Source organism: Streptomyces sp. Y7 (genome assembly GCF_043195415.1).
Lineage (GTDB): Bacteria > Actinomycetota > Actinomycetes > Streptomycetales > Streptomycetaceae > Streptomyces.
In genome coordinates this window covers 14,026-33,574 of sequence record NZ_JBIDDQ010000015.1, presented here as the reverse complement: position 1 = coordinate 33,574, position 19,549 = coordinate 14,026, and the positions used below count along the sequence as shown (strand labels likewise).

16 protein-coding genes are annotated in these 19,549 nt (G+C 71.0%); 7 read left to right on the top strand and 9 right to left on the bottom strand.

Features of this window, described 5'->3' with window-relative positions; translation table 11 throughout:
* Nucleotides 1-443: 443 nt before the first annotated feature.
* The 4 genes from ACGFW6_RS29505 to ACGFW6_RS29490 all read left to right on the top strand — a co-directional run bounded on the left by ACGFW6_RS29505 (nucleotide 444) and on the right by ACGFW6_RS29490 (nucleotide 3,685).
* Nucleotides 444-1,667 (top strand): NADP-dependent malic enzyme, encoded by a 1,224-nt coding sequence (locus ACGFW6_RS29505; RefSeq protein ID WP_393516324.1) that lies wholly within the window; start codon nucleotides 444-446, stop codon nucleotides 1,665-1,667.
* 164 nt (nucleotides 1,668-1,831) lie between these two features.
* Nucleotides 1,832-2,794 (top strand): zinc-binding dehydrogenase, encoded by a 963-nt coding sequence (locus ACGFW6_RS29500; RefSeq protein ID WP_393516321.1) that lies wholly within the window; start codon nucleotides 1,832-1,834, stop codon nucleotides 2,792-2,794.
* Between the two features lie 109 nt (nucleotides 2,795-2,903).
* Nucleotides 2,904-3,113, top strand: coding sequence for a helix-turn-helix domain-containing protein (locus ACGFW6_RS29495; protein WP_393516318.1), 210 nt, complete (start codon nucleotides 2,904-2,906; stop codon nucleotides 3,111-3,113).
* On the top strand, nucleotides 3,113-3,685 hold the full coding sequence (locus tag ACGFW6_RS29490; RefSeq protein WP_393516315.1) for a Clp protease N-terminal domain-containing protein: 573 nt from the start codon (nucleotides 3,113-3,115) through the stop codon (nucleotides 3,683-3,685). Before ACGFW6_RS29495 ends, ACGFW6_RS29490 begins: the two co-directional genes overlap by 1 nt.
* A 495-nt stretch (nucleotides 3,686-4,180) precedes the next feature.
* On the opposite strand, the gene ACGFW6_RS29485 is transcribed toward ACGFW6_RS29490, so the two are convergent.
* Nucleotides 4,181-5,242, bottom strand: coding sequence for a helix-turn-helix transcriptional regulator (locus tag ACGFW6_RS29485; RefSeq protein ID WP_393516312.1), 1,062 nt, complete (start codon nucleotides 5,240-5,242; stop codon nucleotides 4,181-4,183).
* 1 nt (nucleotide 5,243) lies between these two features.
* Nucleotides 5,244-6,221 carry a DUF4097 domain-containing protein gene (locus tag ACGFW6_RS29480; protein WP_393516309.1) on the bottom strand — a complete coding sequence of 326 codons (978 nt, stop codon included), beginning with the start codon at nucleotides 6,219-6,221 and terminating at the stop codon, nucleotides 5,244-5,246.
* Between the two features lie 199 nt (nucleotides 6,222-6,420).
* Here ACGFW6_RS29480 and ACGFW6_RS29475 point away from each other — a divergent pair, with 199 nt between their 5' ends.
* Nucleotides 6,421-7,266, top strand: a complete 846-nt coding sequence (locus ACGFW6_RS29475; protein WP_393516306.1) for a hypothetical protein — start codon at nucleotides 6,421-6,423, stop codon at nucleotides 7,264-7,266.
* A gap of 180 nt (nucleotides 7,267-7,446) precedes the next feature.
* Here ACGFW6_RS29475 and ACGFW6_RS29470 read toward each other — a convergent pair whose 3' ends face one another.
* The 7 genes from ACGFW6_RS29470 to ACGFW6_RS29440 all read right to left on the bottom strand — a co-directional run bounded on the left by ACGFW6_RS29470 (nucleotide 7,447) and on the right by ACGFW6_RS29440 (nucleotide 17,596).
* Entirely contained in the window at nucleotides 7,447-7,629 is a 183-nt protein-coding gene (locus ACGFW6_RS29470; protein ID WP_393516303.1) for a DUF6104 family protein, read from the bottom strand.
* 134 nt (nucleotides 7,630-7,763) lie between these two features.
* Nucleotides 7,764-11,555: a multifunctional oxoglutarate decarboxylase/oxoglutarate dehydrogenase thiamine pyrophosphate-binding subunit/dihydrolipoyllysine-residue succinyltransferase subunit gene (locus ACGFW6_RS29465; RefSeq protein ID WP_393516300.1), complete on the bottom strand. Its 3,792-nt coding sequence runs from the start codon at nucleotides 11,553-11,555 to the stop codon at nucleotides 7,764-7,766.
* Nucleotides 11,556-11,837: 282 nt separating this feature from the next.
* Nucleotides 11,838-12,944: an ATP-binding protein gene (locus tag ACGFW6_RS29460; RefSeq protein ID WP_393516297.1), complete on the bottom strand. Its 1,107-nt coding sequence runs from the start codon at nucleotides 12,942-12,944 to the stop codon at nucleotides 11,838-11,840.
* Entirely contained in the window at nucleotides 12,941-13,678 is a 738-nt protein-coding gene (locus ACGFW6_RS29455; RefSeq protein ID WP_030956984.1) for a response regulator transcription factor, read from the bottom strand. The genes ACGFW6_RS29460 and ACGFW6_RS29455 overlap by 4 nt, the downstream gene beginning before the upstream one ends.
* 132 nt (nucleotides 13,679-13,810) lie before the next feature.
* The gene (locus tag ACGFW6_RS29450; protein WP_393516294.1) at nucleotides 13,811-14,488 is read right to left on the bottom strand and encodes a spermidine synthase; all 678 of its coding nucleotides are present in this window, start codon (nucleotides 14,486-14,488) and stop codon (nucleotides 13,811-13,813) included.
* Nucleotides 14,489-14,532: 44 nt separating this feature from the next.
* The gene (locus ACGFW6_RS29445) at nucleotides 14,533-16,278 is read right to left on the bottom strand and encodes a glycoside hydrolase family 3 protein (RefSeq protein ID WP_393516291.1); all 1,746 of its coding nucleotides are present in this window, start codon (nucleotides 16,276-16,278) and stop codon (nucleotides 14,533-14,535) included.
* A gap of 28 nt (nucleotides 16,279-16,306) precedes the next feature.
* Nucleotides 16,307-17,596, bottom strand: a complete 1,290-nt coding sequence (locus ACGFW6_RS29440) for an MFS transporter (protein ID WP_393516288.1) — start codon at nucleotides 17,594-17,596, stop codon at nucleotides 16,307-16,309.
* A 176-nt stretch (nucleotides 17,597-17,772) separates the two neighbouring features.
* Here ACGFW6_RS29440 and ACGFW6_RS29435 point away from each other — a divergent pair, with 176 nt between their 5' ends.
* Both ACGFW6_RS29435 and ACGFW6_RS29430 read left to right on the top strand, forming a co-directional pair.
* The gene (locus ACGFW6_RS29435; RefSeq protein ID WP_393516285.1) at nucleotides 17,773-18,435 is read left to right on the top strand and encodes a TetR/AcrR family transcriptional regulator; all 663 of its coding nucleotides are present in this window, start codon (nucleotides 17,773-17,775) and stop codon (nucleotides 18,433-18,435) included.
* 209 nt (nucleotides 18,436-18,644) lie between these two features.
* Nucleotides 18,645-19,487: a rhomboid-like protein gene (locus ACGFW6_RS29430; protein WP_393516282.1), complete on the top strand. Its 843-nt coding sequence runs from the start codon at nucleotides 18,645-18,647 to the stop codon at nucleotides 19,485-19,487.
* Nucleotides 19,488-19,549: the final 62 nt, after the last annotated feature.

The window sequence follows — 19,549 nt, the reverse complement described above, 5'->3', positions numbered from 1 at the left end:
CTGACAACACCTTCTGCGGGAATCTGTCCTTCCGGCCGGAAGATCTTCGGTGCGTCTCGGGATGCGGAACGGTCGTGCGTAGGTTTTGCGGCTGACAGGCACCCTTCGCGGTTTCTGATCTCGATTGTCCGCTTATTTGGCCACGAATGACACCGGTGTCACCGCCGGGTCGTGTCTGATTCGTGTCCGTCGGTACGGGTGTTTCCCTTGCCGTCATGTGATCTTGCACGTATTGGACTCGTCGTCAGTGCGGTCCGTCCGGTAAGAAGGTTCTTTACACCCCTCATCCGGGGCTCAGGGCGCGTGTGCGGCGCGCCCGTCGCGTACTGGTCCGTACGTCGTACGTCGTACGTATCAACGAGCAGGGCCTTACGCGGTCCCGCCCACTTCTCACCAGGAGTGGTCCCACCCTCAAACCATGAACACTTAAGGGGTCAGACAAAGTGGCAGCGGAGATTGTCAATCCTCGCAGCGGGAGCAATACCGATCAGGACGGCGGGGTCGAGCCCCTCGATTCCTTCGATCCGGCGTTCGCGCTGCACCGCGGCGGCAAGATGGCTGTGCAGGCCACCGTGCCGGTCCGCGACAAGGACGACCTGTCCCTGGCGTACACGCCCGGCGTCGCGCGGGTGTGCACCGCCATCGCCGAGCAGCCCGAACTCGTCCATGACTACACGTGGAAGTCGTCCGTCGTGGCCGTGGTCACCGACGGCACCGCGGTGCTCGGACTCGGCGACATCGGTCCGGAAGCCTCCCTCCCCGTGATGGAGGGCAAGGCGATCCTCTTCAAGCAGTTCGGCGGCGTGGACGCAGTCCCGATCGCGCTCGACTGCACGGACGTCGACGAGATCGTCGAGACGGTGGCGCGCCTCGCCCCGTCCTTCGGCGGCGTCAACCTGGAGGACATCTCGGCACCCAGGTGCTTCGAGATCGAGCGCAAGCTCCAGGAGCGGGTCGACATCCCGGTCTTCCACGACGACCAGCACGGCACGGCCGTCGTGACGCTGGCCGCGCTGCGCAACGCCGCGCGACTGAGCGGGCGGGCCATCGGCGACCTGCGCGCCGTCATCTCGGGCGCCGGCGCGGCCGGCGTCGCGATCGCCAAGATGCTGGTCGAGGCCGGCATCGGCGACGTGGCCGTCGCGGACCGCAAGGGCGTCGTCTCGTCCGACCGTGAGGACCTCACCCCGGTCAAGCGCGAGGTGGCCTCCTTCACCAACAAGGCCGGCATCACCGGGTCGCTCGAGGCGGCCCTGGAGGGTGCGGACGTCTTCATCGGCGTCTCCGGCGGCACGGTCGCCGAGGAGGCCGTCGCCTCGATGGCGAAGGGCGCCTTCGTCTTCGCCATGGCCAACCCGAACCCCGAGGTCCACCCCGACGTCGCGCACAAGTACGCGGCCGTCGTGGCGACCGGGCGGTCCGACTTCCCGAACCAGATCAACAACGTGCTGGCGTTCCCGGGCATCTTCGCCGGCGCGCTGCAGGTGCGGGCGTCCCGGATCACCGAGGGCATGAAGATCGCGGCCGCGGAGGCGCTGGCGGGTGTCGTCGGGGACGACCTCGCGGCGGACTACGTGATCCCGTCGCCGTTCGACGAGCGAGTCGCTCCGGCCGTCACCGCGGCCGTCGCGGCGGCGGCTCGGGCCGAGGGTGTCGCCCGGCGCTGACCGGTGCCTCGACCGACAGGACCTGATCGGCCCCGCCCACTCGGGGGGGGCCGATTCTGCTGGTCCCCGAATCACCCGTTCGGGTGGGCATTCCTTGGCAAGAGGGTGTGTGTCACAGCCCCCTGCCGTTCCGTCGGCTGCAAACGCCACCTATCGTCGACGCCATGTTCGCCGTCTACGCTGCCCGAATCGACCGCGACCAGCCGCTGAGCGGCCTCGAGTTGGGGGAGCGTCCCGCTCCCGAGGCCCGGCCCGGCTGGAGCACCGTCAACGTCAAGGCCGCTTCCCTCAACCACCATGACCTCTGGTCGCTCCGGGGCGTCGGCCTCCCGGAGGACCGGCTGCCGATGATCCTCGGCTGCGACGCCGCCGGTGTCGACGAGGACGGCAACGAGGTCGTCCTGCACTCCGTGATCGGCCAGAGCGGTCACGGCGTCGGCCCGAGGGAGCCCCGTTCCATCCTCACCGAGCGCTACCAGGGCACGTTCGCCGAGCAGGTCGCCGTGCCGACCTGGAACATCCTGCCCAAGCCCAAGGAGCTGTCCTTCGCGGAGGCCGCCTGTCTGCCGACCGCGTGGCTGACGGCGTACCGGATGCTGTTCACCAACGCGGGCGTACGGCCCGGGGACTCCGTGCTGGTGCAGGGCGCCGGCGGCGGGGTGGCCACGGCCGCCATCGTGCTGGGCAAGGCCGCGGGGCTGCGGGTGTTCGCCACCAGCCGTGACGAGGCCAAGCGCAAGCGGGCCCTGGAGCTGGGTGCCGTGGAGGCCGTGGAGTCGGGGGCCCGGCTGCCGCAGCGGGTCGACGCCGTGATCGAGACGGTCGGTGCCGCCACCTGGTCGCACTCCGTCAAGTCGCTGAAGCCGGGCGGCACTCTGGTGATCTCCGGTGCCACCAGCGGTGACCGGCCCTCGCACGCCGAGCTGACGCGGATCTTCTTCCTGGAGCTGAAGGTCGTCGGGTCCACCATGGGGACCAAGGACGAGCTGGAGGACCTGCTGTCCTTCTGCGCGGCCACCGGTGTGCGGCCGGTCATTGACGAGGAGCTGCCCATGGACCGGGCCCGGGAGGGCTTCGAGCGGATGGAGTCGGGCGAGCTGTTCGGGAAGGTCGTACTCACCAACTGACGGCGCGCGCCGAGGCGCTTGCGGCGGGTCCGGGGCTCTGCCCCGGGCCCGCTTTTCCTTTTGTCAACCAGGGTTGACGTTGACCGGCTTGTCAACCTACATTGACATCATGACCGAAGCAACAGATCTCGCCGAGCGGGCGGGAGACCGCGATCCGCGGATCGGGCTGCGGGCCGTCGCGGCACTGCGTCGGCTGCTGGAGCAGTTGGAGGCGGTCCAGGTGCGCAGCGCGCGCAACCAGGGGTGGTCCTGGCAGGAGATCGCCGCGGAACTCGGGGTCACCAGGCAGGCCGTGCACAAGAAGTACGGGAGGCGTTGATGTTCGAGCGGTTCACGAAGGATGCCCGTGCCGTGGTGACGGGCGCGGTGGAGCAGGCCGAGCGGGGCGGGGCGCAGGCCGTCGACGCCGAGCACATGCTGCTCGCCCTGCTCGACAAGGAGGGCGGCCGGGCCTCGTTCGCCCTCGCCGCGCTCGGGGGCGGGCGGTGGCTGGAGTCCGTACGGGACGCGCTGGGCGAGGCGCGGCGGCGGGGTGGCCTGTCGCAGGCCGAGGCCGACGCGCTCGCCGGGCTCGGGATCGATGTCGGGGAGATCGTCGCCCGGGTGGAGGAAGTGCACGGGGTCGGGGCGATGTCCGGGGACCGGGCCAAGGGCGGCGGCAAGGGGGCACGGTCCAGGCATCGGCCGTTCGGCCGGGACGCGAAGGACGTCCTGGTACGGGCGCTGCGGGTGGCCACGTCCCGCCGTGACCGGCACATCGGCGACGAACACATCCTGCTGGCCCTCACCAGCCGCCCCGGCGTACCCGCCGAGGTGCTCGCCGATCACGGGGTGACGTACGAGACGGTTACGCGGGTGCTTTATGGCGGGGGAGAGGCGAAGGCCGGGTGAATCAGGGGGGACGGCGGGGGGATGGAGGGGTGGTCTCCGGCGGGTGTGCGGGTGCGCGGGTGTGCGGTGCGCCGGTGCGGCTGCGGGTGAGGGTGCGTGGGGTGGTGCGGTCTCCGGGCGGGTGCCGGTGAGTGGGGGCTGGTCGCGCAGTTCCCCGCGCCCCTGAGGAGCCTCCGGTGCACGCCCCTCCAGGGGCACAGGTCGCGCATGCCCTGCACCCCTGAGGAGCACCCGGTGCACGCCCCTCCAGGGGCACTGGTCGCGAAGTGCCCCTGCGCCGCTGAGGAAGCCTCCGCTGCGTGCCGCTCAAGGGGCGCGGGGAACTGCGCGGCCAGCCCCCACGCACCCGCACCCGCCCGCAACCGGCACGCACTACCTGCACCCGACCGCAACCGGCGCACGCACTACCCGCACCCGGCACGCCCTACCCGTACTCGACCGCAACCGGCACGCCCTACTCGCACCCACAGGCACGCCCTGTCGTCCCCTACGGCGTCACCGCTTGGGCGTGCGCAGCAGTGCTCCGATGTGGGCCGCCGTGGCCGACAGGTGGCGGCGGGCGTCGCGGAGTTGGTCCGGTGTCACGCCGTGGTCCCGTGCCGCGTCGCGGATGTCGTCGCGGAAGCGGTCGAGCAGCCGGTCGAGGTCGCGGGCAGGGTCGTCGCCGGGAGGCTCATGGGCCCAGGCGGGCTCGTAGTCGGCGGGGAAGTCCTCGGGCGTCTCGGAGTACTCCGGCCGCTGCTGGGCCGACTTGGCCTTGCCCTGCCCGCCGCTCTGCCGGCCGAAGCCGAACTCCTTGCCGAACTCCCTGCCGTAGTCCTTGCCGAAGTCGCCGAACTCCTTGGCCAGTTCCGTCAGGCCCTCCCGGACGCCCGTCGGCCAGTCGCCGCGGGCGAAGTGGTCCTGTACGTGTTCCTGGACCCGGCGGGCGATGCGCTGGACCTCCTCCTGGGCCTGGGCCCGGGCGTGGTCCTGTGCCTCCTTGGCCTGGCGCCGGGCGCGCTGGGCCTCCTCGCGGGCCCGCCGGCTCTCGTCCTTGGCCCGGCGGGCCTGCTCCTTCCACTCCTGCTTGGCCCGGCGCATCTCCTCCTTGGCGGCGCGCCACGCCTCCTTGTCGGTGAAGTCGGAGAAGTCGCCGAAGGGCGTCTCCGCCCTGGCGCCGCCCCCCTTGCGTGCCTCGGAGGCCGCCGCCCGCATCTCGCGCCGCAGGTCGCCGGCCGCGCCGCGCACATCGGCCTGGATCTCGGCGGCCAGTTCGGCGACCGACTCCCTGATCTCCAGCTCCAGGTCGGCCAACTCACCGCTGCGGTCGGCCAGCTCGGCACGCCCCGCGTCCGTGATGGCGTACACCTTGCGGCCGCCCTCGGTGGTGTGGGTGACCAGGCCCTCGGCCTCCAGCTTGGCCAGACGGGGGTAGACGGTGCCGGCGGACGGCGCGTACAGCCCCTGGAAGCGCTCCTCCAGGAGGCGGATCACCTCGTAGCCGTGGCGCGGGGCCTCGTCCAGGAGCTTCAGCAGATAGAGACGGAGGCGGCCGTGGGCGAAGACGGGAGGCATGTCAGAGCACCTTCTTGTCGGTCGTGCCGTCGGCCGGGGCGCCGGTTTCCTCGTCGTCCCCGCCGGAGACGGAATTCTCCCCCGAGCTGTGCTGTGCGCCGTTCACCGGGTCGGCCACCGGGTCCGCGTCGGTCCCGGGGTCCTCCCATGCCTCCGCCTCCCACGGCTCCTCCTCGCGCGGCGGGCGGCGCAGCAGGGCGATCGAGCCGGAGACCGTCGTCGCCCGGAGCTTGCCGGTGCCGTCGCCCAGCCGGCCGGTGATCTTGTGGGCGCCCCACTGGCCGTGCACCCGCAGACCCTCGAAGGCGTTGGAGATCGTGCCGCTGGCGGTGTTGGCCTCGACGTCGGCGTCCGCCGGAGCCGGCAGACGGATCGCGATCTCGCCGGAGACGCTGGTGAGGCGGACGTCGGTGGGGCCGCCGGGATCGAGGTCGATGATCATGGAGCCGCTCACCGAGTCGGCCTTCACGGCGGAACCGGAGCCCTCGACGACCGTGAGATCGCCGGAGACGGAGTTGAAGCGGAGGTCGCCGGTGACGGCCTGCGCCTCCAGGTTCCCCGAGACGGTGTCGGCGCGGACCGGGCCGGACAGGCCGACGAGCGTGGTGTCACCGGTGACGCCCTTGACGACCGACGGGCCGCGGAGCCCGGAGACCACCGCCCCGGCGCCCACCACGCCCACCTCGACGCGGGTGTCGGCCGGCACCGCCAGGGAGACCACCGCGCTGCGGCGCCAGCCCTTGCGGTCGAGCCACTTGAGGAACCCCTTCCAGGGCAGGTCCTCGTAGGCCACCGTCAGGGTGCCGTCCTGCTGGGTCACCACCAGGGGCGGGCCCTCGATCTCGGAGACCTCCAGGCGGGCGGAACCTTCGTCCGTCCCCACGACGTTCACCGTTCCGTTGACGACGCGTACGTGGAGCTCGCTCACCGGCTCGTCGAAGGTGAGCTTCCTGGGCTCTGCTACGGACCACTCGGACATGGTGCGGACCTCCTGGGCGACCGGACACGGCCGCACGGGCCGGATCTGAACACGAAGACAAGACGGACACGACGAACCACAACACACGCCATATCGCGTCTTCCAAGAAACACGATATATCGCGGACATCGAAAGTCAAGGCACTCGTTCTGGTGATCACAAATCACGCGAGGTGGACAAAGCGGCCTAGCGTGTTGTCATGTCGACGGAACAGCCCCGGTCCGCCAGCCAGGCCCGCCCCACCCCGGGCGCCCTACTGATCTGCCGCGCCGGACCCGAGTCCGTCGCCCCCGTCGCGCGGCTGCTGCGCGAGGACATGCTGCTCGCCCCGGCCGGCCGGGAGTGGAGCGTGCTCGTCCCCGAGGGCGGGCCGTGGCTGGACGGCGACGAGCCGGTCGACCGCGTCCTCACCGGCTGGGCCACGGCCCTCGCCGTCGGCGCGCCCTGGCCCGTCCTCGCCCTGTGGTGGGACGCCGACCGGGCCGGCTACACCCTGGCCTCGGGCTTCCGCCGTCCCGTCGGCTACGTCTGGCTCACCAACGGCACCCCGGCCGGCATGGACGAGGCCATGCACACCTTCGCCGCCCGCCTCGGCCTCGATCCGGTCCTGGACGTGCAGTCCCTCGACGCACTGACCCGCCCCGACACCGAGGCCGACGCGCGGGCACGCATGCGTGGCCTGATCGCCGTCCTCACGCGCGCGGGCGTCACCCTGCCCGCCGGTCTCGTCCCCGGCGAGAGCACCGCCGCGCTCCAGGCCGCCGCCCGCGACCAGCCGCACATCCGCCTGATCGAGTTCTCCGGCTGGCGCGACGCCGTCCGCGCGGAAATCGACGCCGTGCAGGGCAGCCGCCTCGGGCCCTGGCTCCCGTGGGCCGGCGGCCCCCGCTCCCGCCCTCTGGCCTTCGCGCAGGTCGCCGCGGGCCTGCCCCTCACGCTCTGGGCGCTACGGCAGCGCAGTGCCGGCTGGGCCGCGGCGGGCGCGCTGCTGCTGGTCGACGGCGCGCTGGGCCTGGCGTACAGCGTGGTACGGCCGCTGGACTGAGGAGCGCCCGACTGCCGTCCTGCGGAGCCCTTCCGGGCCACACCGCACCGAACGAAGGACGCCCCGTCCGGCACAGTGGGCGCCCCGTCCGGCACCGCGCACCCAACAGGGCGCCCCGTCCGGCGCCGCGTACAACAAAGGGCGCCCCAGTGCGGGGCGCCCGGGCAGGAGGCGGTGCCTCTACAGGTCGTCGTCCTCGTCGTCCAGCCGTGCCAGCCACGTCGCCAGGCGCTCCACCGGCACCTCGAAGTCCGGGTTCAGGTCGACGAAGGTGCGCAGCTGCTCGGCCAGCCACTCGAAGGTGATCCCCTCCTCGCCGCGCCGCTTCTCCAGTTCTTCGATGCCTCGATCGGTGAAGTACATGCAGCGAGGATAAGTCCTGCCCGGCACCCGCGCGTGGGGCGGGGAGGCGGCCCCGCACGCCGGAAGGCCCGGTTCCCAGCCGCGAGGACTGGGAACCGGGCCTTCCGATCGGACCGTGCCGGGAATCCGGAGGCTTACGCCTCGAACACCTCACGCACCAGCTGCTCCTGCTCGGCCTGGTGCCGCTTGGCGGAACCGACGGCCGGGGACGAGCCGTGCGGGCGCGAGATGCGGCGCAGGCGCTCGTCGTGCGGGACGTCGGCGCCGACCGCCAGGTCCAGGTGGTCGATCAGGTTGAGGGCGATGAACGGCCAGGCACCCTGGTTCGCCGGCTCCTCCTGGGCCCACAGGTACTTCTCGGCGTTCGGGTACTTCTTGATCTCCGCCTGGAGCTCCGCACCCGGCAGCGGGTACAGGCGCTCGATGCGGATGATCGCCGTGTCCGTGACGCCGCGCTTCTGACGCTCGGCCTCGAGGTCGTAGTACAGCTTGCCCGCCACGAAGACGACCTTGCGGACCGCGGCCGCGTCGACCGTGGAGTCGCCGATGACCGGACGGAACTGACCCGACGTGAACTCCTCCGTCTTCGACGCGGCGGCCTTCAGGCGCAGCATCGACTTCGGGGTGAAGACCACCAGCGGCTTGTGGTGCGGGTTGTGCACCTGCCACCGCAGGAGGTGGAAGTAGTTCGACGGCAGGGTCGGCATCGCGACCGTCATGTTGTTCTGGGCGCAGAGCTGCAGGAAGCGCTCGACACGGGCCGAGGAGTGGTCCGGGCCCTGGCCCTCGTAGCCGTGCGGCAGGAGCAGGGTGACGCCGGACGTCTGGCCCCACTTCTGCTCGGCCGCCGAGATGTACTCGTCGACCACCGTCTGCGCGCCGTTGACGAAGTCGCCGAACTGCGCCTCCCACATCACGAGCGCGTCGGGACGGGCCAGCGAGTAGCCGTACTCGAAGCCCATGACCGCGTACTCGGAGAGCAGGGAGTTGTAGACGTTGTAGCGGGCCTGCTCCTCGGCGAGGTACTGGAGCGGGGTGTACTCCTCGCCCGTCTCGCGGTTGATGAGGACCGCGTGGCGCTGGCCGAACGTGCCGCGCTGGGAGTCCTGGCCCGACAGGCGGACCGGGGTGCCCTCGAGGAGCAGGGAGCCGACGGCCAGCGTCTCGCCCATGCCCCAGTCGATCGTGCCGTCCTCGACCATCGTCGCGCGGCGCTGGAGCTGCGGGAGCAGACGCGGGTGCACCTGGAAGGTGTCGGGGATGTTGACCTGGGACTCGGCGATCCGCTTCACGACCTCCGCGGAGATCGCGGTGTTCACGGCGACCGGGAACTCCGCCTGCGGGTCCGAGATCGGTCCCGCGGCCGGCGTGGCCGTGACGGCCTCGCGGACCTCGGTGAAGACCTTCTCCAGCTGGCCCTGGTAGTCCTGCAGCGCCTGCTCGGCCTCTTCCAGGGTGATGTCGCCGCGACCGATGAGGGACTCGGTGTAGAGCTTGCGCACCGAGCGCTTCTTGTCGATCAGGTCGTACATCAGCGGCTGGGTGAAGGCCGGGTTGTCCGACTCGTTGTGACCGCGGCGGCGGTAGCAGATGAGGTCGATCACGACGTCCTTGTTGAACGCCTGGCGGAACTCGAAGGCCAGACGGGCAACGCGGACGACCGCCTCGGGGTCGTCGCCGTTCACGTGGAAGATCGGCGCCTCGATCATGCGGGCCACGTCGGTGGCGTACATCGAGGAACGCGACGACTCGGGAGCCGCCGTGAAGCCGACCTGGTTGTTGATGACGATGTGGACCGTGCCGCCGGTGCGGTAGCCGCGCAGCTGCGACATGTTCAGGGTCTCGGCCACCACGCCCTGGCCCGCGAAGGCCGCGTCACCGTGCAGGGCGACCGGCAGGACGGTGAAGTCCGTGCCGCCCTTGTTGATGATGTCCTGCTTGGCGCGGGCGATGCCCTCGATGACCGGGTCGACGGTCTCCAGGTGGGACGGGTTGGCGGCCAGCGAGACCGTGATCTGCTCGCCGTCCAGGCCGGTGAAGGTGCCCTGGGCGCCCAGGTGGTACTTCACGTCGCCGGAGCCGTGCATCGACTTCGGGTCGAGGTTGCCCTCGAACTCGCGGAAGATCTGGGCGTACGACTTGCCGACGATGTTGGCCAGCACGTTCAGGCGGCCGCGGTGGGCCATGCCGATGACGACCTCGTCCAGGCGGGACTCGGCGGCCGAGTCCAGGACCGCGTCGAGCAGCGGGATGACGGACTCGCCGCCCTCCAGGCTGAAGCGCTTCTGGCCGACGTACTTCGTCTGCAGGAAGGTCTCGAAGGCCTCCGCCGCGTTCAGGCGGCGCAGGATGCGCAGCTGCTCCTCGCGCTCCGGCTTGGAGTGCGGGCGCTCGATGCGGTCCTGGATCCACTTGCGCTGCTTGGGGTCCTGGATGTGCATGAACTCGATGCCGGTGGTGCGGCAGTACGAGTCGCGCAGCACGCCGAGGATGTCGCGCAGCTTCATCAGGGACTTGCCGGAGAAGCCGCCGACCGCGAACTCGCGCTCCAGGTCCCACAGGGTGAGGCCGTGCTCGGTGATGTCGAGGTCGGGGTGCTTGCGCTGGCGGTACTCCAGCGGGTCGGTGTCGGCCATGACGTGGCCGCGGACCCGGTAGGAGTGGATCAGCTCGAAGACCCGGGCGGCCTTGGTGACGTCGTCGTCGTGGCTGGCGTCGATGTCCTTGAGCCAGCGGACCGGCTCGTAGGGGATGCGCAGCGCCTCGAAGATCTCGTCGTAGAAGTTGCTCTCGCCGAGCAGCAGGTTCGCGACGATCCGCAGGAACTCGCCGGAGGCGGCGCCCTGGATGACCCGGTGGTCGTAGGTCGACGTGAGCGTCATGACCTTCGAGATGCCGAGCTTGTTCAGGGTGTCCTGGGACGTGCCCTGGAACTCCGCCGGGTAGTCCATGGAGCCGACGCCCATGATCACCGACTGGCCGGGCATCAGACGCGGCACGGAGTGCACGGTGCCGAGGCCGCCGGGGTTGGTCAGGGAGACCGTCACACCGGTGAAGTCGTCCATGCCCAGCTTGCCGTCGCGGGCGCGGCGGACGATGTCCTCGTAGGCCTGCCAGAACTCGAAGAAGTTCAGGGTCTCGGCCTTCTTGATGCCCGCGACCACGAGCTGGCGGTCGCCGTTGGGCTTGACCAGGTCGATGGCGAGGCCGAAGTTGATGTGCTCCGGCTTGACCAGGGTCGGCTTGCCGTCCTTCTCCGCGAAGGAGTAGTTCATCGACGGCATGGCCTTGATGGCCTGCACCATCGCGTAGCCGATCAGGTGCGTGAAGGAGATCTTCCCGCCCCGGGCGCGCTTCAGGTGGTTGTTGATGACGATGCGGTTGTCGAAGAGCAGCTTCACCGGGACCGCGCGCACGGACGTGGCCGTGGGCACCTCCAGCGAGGCGTTCATGTTCTTCGCGACCGCGGCGGCCGGGCCGCGCAGGGTGACGAGCTCGGGGCCCTCGGCGGAGGCGGCGGCGGGCTCGGCCTTCTTCGGCTGAGCGGGCTTCGCGGCCGGGGCGGGCTTCGCGGCGGCCGGAGCCGGGGCCGCAGCGGCGGGCGCCGGCTGCGCGGCCGCGGGGGCCGGCGCGGGCACCGACGGGGCGGCCGGAGCGGCTGGGGCAGCCTGAGCGGGCTTGGGGGCCGTGGTGGTTTCTGCGGCCCCCGCGGCCGCAGTACCCGCCGGAGCCGCGGCGCCGACGCCGGGCTTGTAGTCGGCGAAGAAGTCCCACCAGGCTCGGTCTACCGAATTCGGGTCCTGGAGGTACTGCTGATAGATCTCGTCGACGAGCCACTCGTTCGGTCCGAACGCGGCCGCGGGATTCTTGCCCGCTTGGTCGGTGTCGGTCGAGATGCTCGAGTTACTGGGGGACTGTGGCGACACGGCGGCAACCGCCCTCTTCCGCTTCTCACAAGGTGATGGACAGCGGGAATAAAGGCTACGCCTCCCTGGCCGGGAAGGTCAGGTCGAGCAAGGTCATCGTCGCGTAAGTCACATCAGAAAGCGTGTTTCGGGCCCGGAAATGGCGGGAAACAAGCGTGGTTCCGCTTGTTCAGGGATGGGGGTACCCCGACCCGGCGCCCCAAAAGCGCAGGTCTGGACCTGATCACACGTGTCCGTCAGCCAGAACGACGTGGATCTTGAGACTCCGCTTCGAACTTTACGTCAACTTTGAACGGAAGGCTGCCCTGGAAGTGTGACAAGAATCCGGCAGCCCCGATCGGATTCGGCCACGCCGATCCGGCCCCCGTGCAGATCCACGGCCCAGCGCGCGATGGCCAGCCCGAGCCCCGTGCCGCCGTCGCTGCCCGGCCCGTGCGGCCGGCGCACCGCGCCCCGGTTGAAGCGCTCGAAGACCTTGTGCCACTCCGACTTCGGGATGCCCGGACCCTCGTCCAGGACCTCCAGCTCCAGCGACTCCGGGAGCGGCCCGCGCCGCGCCTTGACCGTCACACGGCCGTGCGCCGGGCTGTGCTTGATCGCGTTGTCGATCAGATTGGCGACGACCTGGTGGATGCGCTCGGGGTCGGCGTGCGCGGTCAGCTCGGGCGGGGAGACGTCGAGATGCAGATGGACGTCCGTACGGGTGTGGCTGCCGGAGCCGGAGGCCATGCCGCCGCGCGCGGAGGCGACCATGTTGGCCTCCTTCAGCACGCCGGACAGGTACGGCCAGACCTCGAAGCGCCGCATGCGCAGCGGTACGACGCCGTTGTCCAGGCGGGACAGGTCGAGCAGGGTCTCCACGAGCCGGCCGAGGCGCTCGGTCTGCTTCAGGGCCGTGCGCATCGTCTCGGGGTCGGCCTCGGCGATGCCGTCGACCACGTTCTCCAGGACGGCCCGCAGGCCCGCGATGGGGGTGCGCAGCTCGTGCGAGACGTTCGCCACCAGCTCCTTGCGCTGCTGGTCCTGGGCCTCCAGCTCGTCGGCCATCAGGTTGATCGTCTCGGCCAGGTCGCCCAGCTCGTCGCGGCGGTTCTCCTTCACCCGGCGGGTGTAGTCGCCCTGCGAGATGGACCGGGCCACCGTGTTCATCTCGTCCAGCGGCGCGGTGAGCGAATGGGCCACGAACTGCGTAATGAGCAGTGTGGCGATCATCGAGAAGACCGTGATGAAGCGGAGCTCCGTCTGGGTGCGCACCGCGATCATCGACAGCCCTGTGGTGATCAGGACCGCGATGACGACCAGAGCGCCCAGCTTGGTCTTGATCGAGAACGGACTGACGCCGCCCCAGGGCTCCCCGGGGCCTCGCCGCGCGGCCGGCCCGTCGCTCATGGCGTCGGTGTCTCCAGGGCGTAGCCCACGCCGTGCACCGTGCGGATCCGCTCCGCGCCGATCTTCCGGCGCAGCGCCTTGATGTGGCTGTCGACCGTCCGGGTGCCGGAGGCGTCCGCCCAGTCCCAGACCTCGGCGAGCAGCTGCTCGCGCGAGAGGACGGCGCGCGGCGTGTTCGCCAGGCACACCAGCAGGTCGAACTCGGTCGGCGTGAGGTGGACGTCCTCACTGCGCACCCGCACCCGGCGCTGCGCGTGGTCGATCTCCAGCTCGCCGAGCCGCAGGATGCCCGACCGGGGGGTCGTGGCGGCCAGCGCGGCCCGCTCGACGCGGCGCAGCAGCACATGCACGCGGGCGGCCAGCTCCCGCATCGAGAACGGCTTGGTCATGTAGTCGTCGGCGCCCACGCCGAGCCCGACCAGCATGTCGGTCTCGTCGTCGCGCGCGGTCAGCATCATCACCGGAACCGGCCGCTGGGCCTGCACGCGACGGCAGACCTCCAGACCGTCGAAGCCCGGCAGCATGATGTCGAGGATCAGCAGGTCGGGCTGCCATGCCTCGGCCGTGTCGACCGCCGCCGGACCGTCGCCGGCCGTCTGCACGAGGAATCCCTCGGCACGCAGGCGGGCCGCGATGGCGTCCACGATGGTCGGATCGTCCTCGACCACGAGGACCCGGCGCTGTGCGCCCGGGGTCGCCGCCGTGCCGTTGTGGGAGGTGTGTGTCTGCTCCATCGCCCGCCCCAAAGTTGCTTTCCGGAATCCGTGGGGTGATCCCGCTGACTGGCTATGCCTGCTCATGCTTGCGATTGACGCTTGAATGATCCGCGTCAGGGAAGCAGAGTACGGGGAGTCACCGTGCCACGGCTATCCAGGTCGTACGGCGAGGTGTACGACGTCCGGAACGCCCCGGGCAACGGGGATCTCTTCGGTACGCACCTGTTGGAATCCGGCATTACGCAAGGTTTCTTCGAATTCCGGAGAGGGCTGTGCGGACCATACCGCGAGGACCCCGCCCGGCCTCAACACCCGTGCGCAGGACGCCAGTCCGGCCCGTGAGTAGAGGGTTTCGTTGCCCTCCGTGACGGTCCATCCGGGGCCGTTGTCGATGTCGAGACAGAGTGCGTCATACGTGTCGGAAGTCTCATGTACGTACGCCACGAGATCCGTTTCCAGAATCTCGGTGCGCGCGTCCGCGACGGCACGGGCGGAGAAGTCCGCCAAGGGCCCGTCGAGATGCCAGCCGATAATCGCGCTCTCGCGCTCGACGACGGCGATCCGTCCCGGGCGGGGATCGGCGGCGGCGTGTGCGAGCGAGAAGCCGACGCCGAGCCCGCCGATCAGCAGGTGCGGCCCCGGCCTGCCGTCCAGCGCGGCGAGTGCCGCGTCGACCAGGAGCCGCTCCGAACGCCCGTCGGAGGTGTCCATCAGGAAGCAGCCGTTGGCGATGATCTGAAGCAGGTCGCCGTGCCGCCGCAGCACGATCTCGCCGTGCGGGCCCTCGCGGCGGTCCAGGACTTCGGGGATGTCGTGGGAGGTGGGCATCGAGCCATCCTCGCAGCTCCAGCCCGGTCGGCCGGGGGAATTACTCAGAGGGTGAGCCCGTGCCCGCAGCGGAACACCGGGTCCTCGGTGTCGTCCGGCACGTCCGGCCGCGCCGCCGCCACCGCCGCCATCGAGCGCGGAAGCTCGAACGGCAGCCTCCCCTCGGCCCGCGCCCGCCCGAAGGCGACGTCCAGCACGGCCGTGTCGCTCGCGCCGAAGTCGGCCATCAGGGCGGCGGCGCGCGCGGCGATCTCGGGGAGTACGGCGGGGCGCTCCAGGTTGACGCAGACCAGCGTCGGGACCGTGTCCACCAGGCGCAGGATCTCCTTGAGCTCGTTCTCGGGGAAGGCCAGCGAGCCCGAGTGGAAGAAGGACTCGAAGGCGCCGGGGCGCTGCTCGTAGGGCGTGCGCAGCCGCAGGAGAGCCACATCGGCTTCGGCCGGATCGCCGACGACGTTCCCGTACGCCGCCGCGGCCTGCGCGCTCACGCCCTGGACGTACAGATTCGGGCGACCGCGCAGCGGCAGCAGGGCCCGGTTCGTCAGGAGGATGACGGCGCGTCGCTGGGCCGCCTCGCCGAGCGTCCTGAACTCGCTCGCGCCGACCGTCTCCTCGGCCGCGGCGGGGTCGACGTACGGGTTCTCGAAGAGGCCGAGCACGAACTTCTCGCGCAGCAGCCGCCGTACGGAGTCGTCGATCCGCTCCTCGGGGACGCGCCCCGAGCGGACCAGTTCCACGATGACCTCCGGACACTGCTCCCCGCCGAACTGGTCCGCGCCCGCGTGCAGCGCCTTCGCCGCGCGCTCGGCGACGGTCAGGTGCTCCACGCCCCACGCGCGGGCCGCGTGCGGCTCGCCCATGATGTCGGCGTCCGTCAGCAGGCCCCAGTCCGTGCAGACGATGCCGGTGAAGCCGAGGCGCTCGCGCAACAGGCCGGTCAGCACACCCCGGTTGAAGCCGAAGCCGACCTCTTCCCAGTCCGTGCCCACGGGTTGGCCGTAGTACGGCATGACCTGCGAGCAGCCCGCCTCGATCGCGGCGGCGAACGGCCTGAGGTGGTACTCCCGCATGCCGCCCGGGTACACCTGCTCCTTGCCGTGCGGGAAGTGCGGGTCCTCGCCGTCCTTCTGCGGGCCGCCGCCGGGGAAGTGCTTGACCATCGCGGCGACCGAGTCGGTGCCGAGCCGCTCGCCCTGGAGCCCGCGCACGTAGGCGCGCACCAGCTCGCTCGCGACCTCGGCCGACGAGCCGAACGTGCCCGACTGCCGCGACCAGCGCGGTTCCGTCGCCAGATCGATCTGCGGGTGCAGCGCGACGCGGAACCCGACCGCCAGGTACTCGCGCCGGACCGTGTCCGCGAACCGCTCCACCAGCCCGGCGTCCCCGATCGCCGCCAGCCCCAGCGGCTCGGGCCACGCGGAGAAGTCGCCCGCGTCGAAGGACGCGCCGGGATTGTCGGTGAACGCGTGGCGGGGATCGGTGGACAGGGTGACCGGGATGCCCAGCCGGGTGCCCGCCGCCAGTTCCTGGAGCCGGTTGGCCCACTCGGCCATCTCGCGGGCGCCGCCCTGGCCGAGGAGGTTGAAGTGGGTCAGATGCCGGCCGGTGACCAGCTCCGTGGTGCCGTACCGGAGGAAGGGCCCCTCCTCGGCGAGACCCCCGTCGGGCCGCATGGTCAGCATCGAGTGGAAGAGCTGGCCCGCCTTCTCCTCCAGCGTCATGCGGGACAGCAGGTCCTCGACGCGCTCGTCGACGGGGCGGTTCGGATCGCGGTACGTGGGCTTGGGCATGCTGGATCTGCCTTGCTTCCGTAGGGGCTTACTTGACCGAGCGGACGAACTGGACGGCGAGCGCGCCCAGTACGGCGGCGACGGCGCCGAACAGGAACAGCGCGCTGTAGTTCTCCTCCCCGCCGATCGTCAGCAGCGCCGGGGCGATGATCGGGACGAGCGACTGGGGCAGGGCGTTGCCGATGTTCAGCACGCCCATGTCCTTCGCGGACTCCTCGGGGTTGGGCAGCACCGCGGCGGCCAGCGCCATGTCGACGGAGAGGTACAGGCCCTCGGAGAAGCCGAAGACCACCATGGCGACCAGATACGTCGTGAACGACTGGGCGGAGGCGACGACGGCGAGTCCGATCGCCATGCCCAGCGAGGACACCAGCACATAGGGCTTGCGGCGGCCGGAGCGGTCCGAGAGCTGACCGCCGACCAGGGAACCGGCCACCGTCGCGGCGACCAGCACGAGCGTGCCGAGGAAGACCTTGTCGGTGACCTCGTCGCCGTCGTAGCCGAGACGGTCCATCAGGAAGTACACCGAGTAGCTGGTCACACAGGCGGCGCCGGTGAAGACCAGGAACCGGCCGGCGAAGTTCCACGCGAAGTCGGGATGCCGGCGCGGGTTCACCCAGAAGCTGCGCAGGAACTCCCGCAGGCCGTACGGCTCGAAGGCGCCGACGCGCGCGGGACGGTCGCGGTCCTTCATCACCGCGGCCAGCACGGCGACGGCCCCGAAGCCGACGGCGCCGGGCACCAGGAAGGCCAGGGCGAGCGAGCCGCTGAACACCTGCGCCAGCGCCGAGCCCGCGATCATCGACAGCGACAGCATCATGCCGACGACACCGGAGACGCGGGCCTGCTGCCGCACCGGGATCAGGTCGGGGATGCACGCCGTCAGGGCGGCGAGCGTGGCGTTGATGCCGAGCTGGGCGAGGGCCCAGCCGAGCATCAGCACCGTGACGCTGCCCCCGAGGGCGACGACGAGGAGACCGGCGAGGCCGGCCGCCATGCCGCCGAGCAGCCAGGGGCGCCGTCGGCCGAGCCGTCCGGTGGTGCGGTCGGAGAGGGCGCCGAAGACCGGGTTGCCCAGCATCGCGAGCAGGGCTCCGACGGACAGCACCCGACCGAGCGCCGAGCCGCGCTCGGACTCCGGGACGATCTGGTTCACCCGCAGCGCGAGGGTCACCATGACCGGGGTGAGGACGGCGAGATACGCGCCGAACTGGGCGAAGGCGAGGGCGGCGACCAGCCGGGCGGGGGCGGGCCGTGGGGAGTGCTCGACGGGCTGGGCCGCCGTTCGGTCGAGCGGGGCGTCGTGGCTCAGTGCCATGGCGGCCTCCAGGGGGACGGGCGCGCTTCCTTGCGCGCCGGCCCGATCAGGGAAGCAGCAAAACCGAGTGGGTACTAGGTTTTCGTCGGGTGGCCAGAATCATGCTGCACGCGGCTTGAAAACAGGGGATGGTTACACGTGTAATCAACGATTCGGCGTCGGCTAGTGTGACCGCCATGGAGCGCGAGCACACCCCTGGAACCGTCGGCAGAAGCCCAGGTCGCGGCACCTACGCCGTCGGCGACGAGCGCCGGCTGCGGATCCTGGACGCGGCCGTCGAGCACTTCGCGCAGTGGGGCTTCCACGCCTCCTCGCTGGCCCGGATCGCCAAGGACGTCGGCATCAGCCAGGGCGGACTGCTGCACCACTTCCGCAGCAAGGAGGATCTGCTGGTGCAGGTCCTCGCGCACACCGACGAGGCCGACGAGGCGAAGTTCTTCTCCCGCGAGTTCGGCTCGGCCGCCGAGTGCCTCGGGGTCCTGGTGGCGATCGCCGAGTACAACAGCACGCGCCTGGGCCGTACCCGGATGTTCAACGTCCTGGCCGCCGAGGCGGGCGAGCCCGGCCACCCCGCGCACGCCTACTTCGTCGAGCGCTACGGCCAGGTGGTCGGGCACCTCACGGTCACGCTGGGCAGGGCCGTCGACGCCGGGGAACTGAGACCCGGCACCGACCCGGCGGCCGTCGCGCAGGAAGTGGTCGCCGTCATGGACGGGCTCCAGCTCCAGTGGGTGCTCGATCCCCGGGGCTTCGACATGGCCGGACGGCTGCGGGCGTACGCGGACCGGCTGCTGCGGGCTCTCACGGTCGCGGGGACGGGACTGCCGCAGGAGGCGTGAGCCCGTTCCCGCTCTCACGGTCGCGGGGACGGGACTGCCGCAGGAGGCGTGAGCCCGTTCCCGGCGGGGCGTTCCCGCGCGGGCCCGTCCCGTGAGGACGCGTCTGCTTCTTGAGAGGTTGCTGAGAATCGGCTGTCGTGTGGCGACCGTCACAGACATGGAGGGTGAAGCGGGCCAACGCTGAGGGAGAACGGAAGGAGCGCCTCAGCGTGGAACCGACGGTGGCTGCGGGTGCGACGGGGGCCGACCCGGAGCGGGCTCCTTCCCGTGCGGCCGGTCTGCCCGACACCGCGGGTCTGCTGGACGGGATGCCGCGCCAGCGCCGGCCCGTGGGCGCGTCCGCCGTGTCCTCCCCGGCGCCGGACCTCGCCGGTGGCGAAGCGGGCGCACGTGAAGCCGCGGCCCCGAGAGCCCGGGCACGCTCCCTGCGCCCCTGGCGGCTGCTCCCCACCCCCACCGGCACACCGTTCACCTTCGGCTACGCCGTCGTCCTCGCCGTCACCTCACTGATGGCCACCTACGCCGACCCCTCGCTGGTCCACGCCCTCCACCAGGGCTCCAGCACCGACGTGGCGCACCTCGTGCACACGCCCGTGACGGTGCTGTTCGGCAGTGCGCTGTGGATCGCGGGCGGGATCGTGGCGCCGTACACGCTCTGCTTCCTGCTGGTGCTGACCGCGCTGGAGCGGCGGATCGGCGGTGCCCGCACGGCCGTCGTCTTCCTGTTCGGGCACGTCCTGGCCACCCTCGCGACCGAGGTGCCCGTGGGGCTCGCGGTGCTGGCCGGGCACCTTCCCGACAGCTCGCTGCACCGCCTCGACTACGGCGTCAGCTTCGGTGTCGCGACCAGCATCGGCGCGCTGACCGGGCTGCTGAGGCCGTGGCTGCGGTGGCCCGTGCTGACGCTGTTCGGCGCGATGCTCGTCCAGGACCTGCTGCGCCTCACCGACCCGCTGACCGGTTGGGGGCATCTGATCGCCCTGGTCATCGGGGTCGGGCTGTGGCCCCTCGTGCGGCGGTGGCGCGCGGCGCTGCCCGTCCCGGCTGTGTGAGCGGCGTTCTCCCTCACGCTCTCCCTCATACCTGTGCCCCACTCGGAAGCTACGGGCCCCGG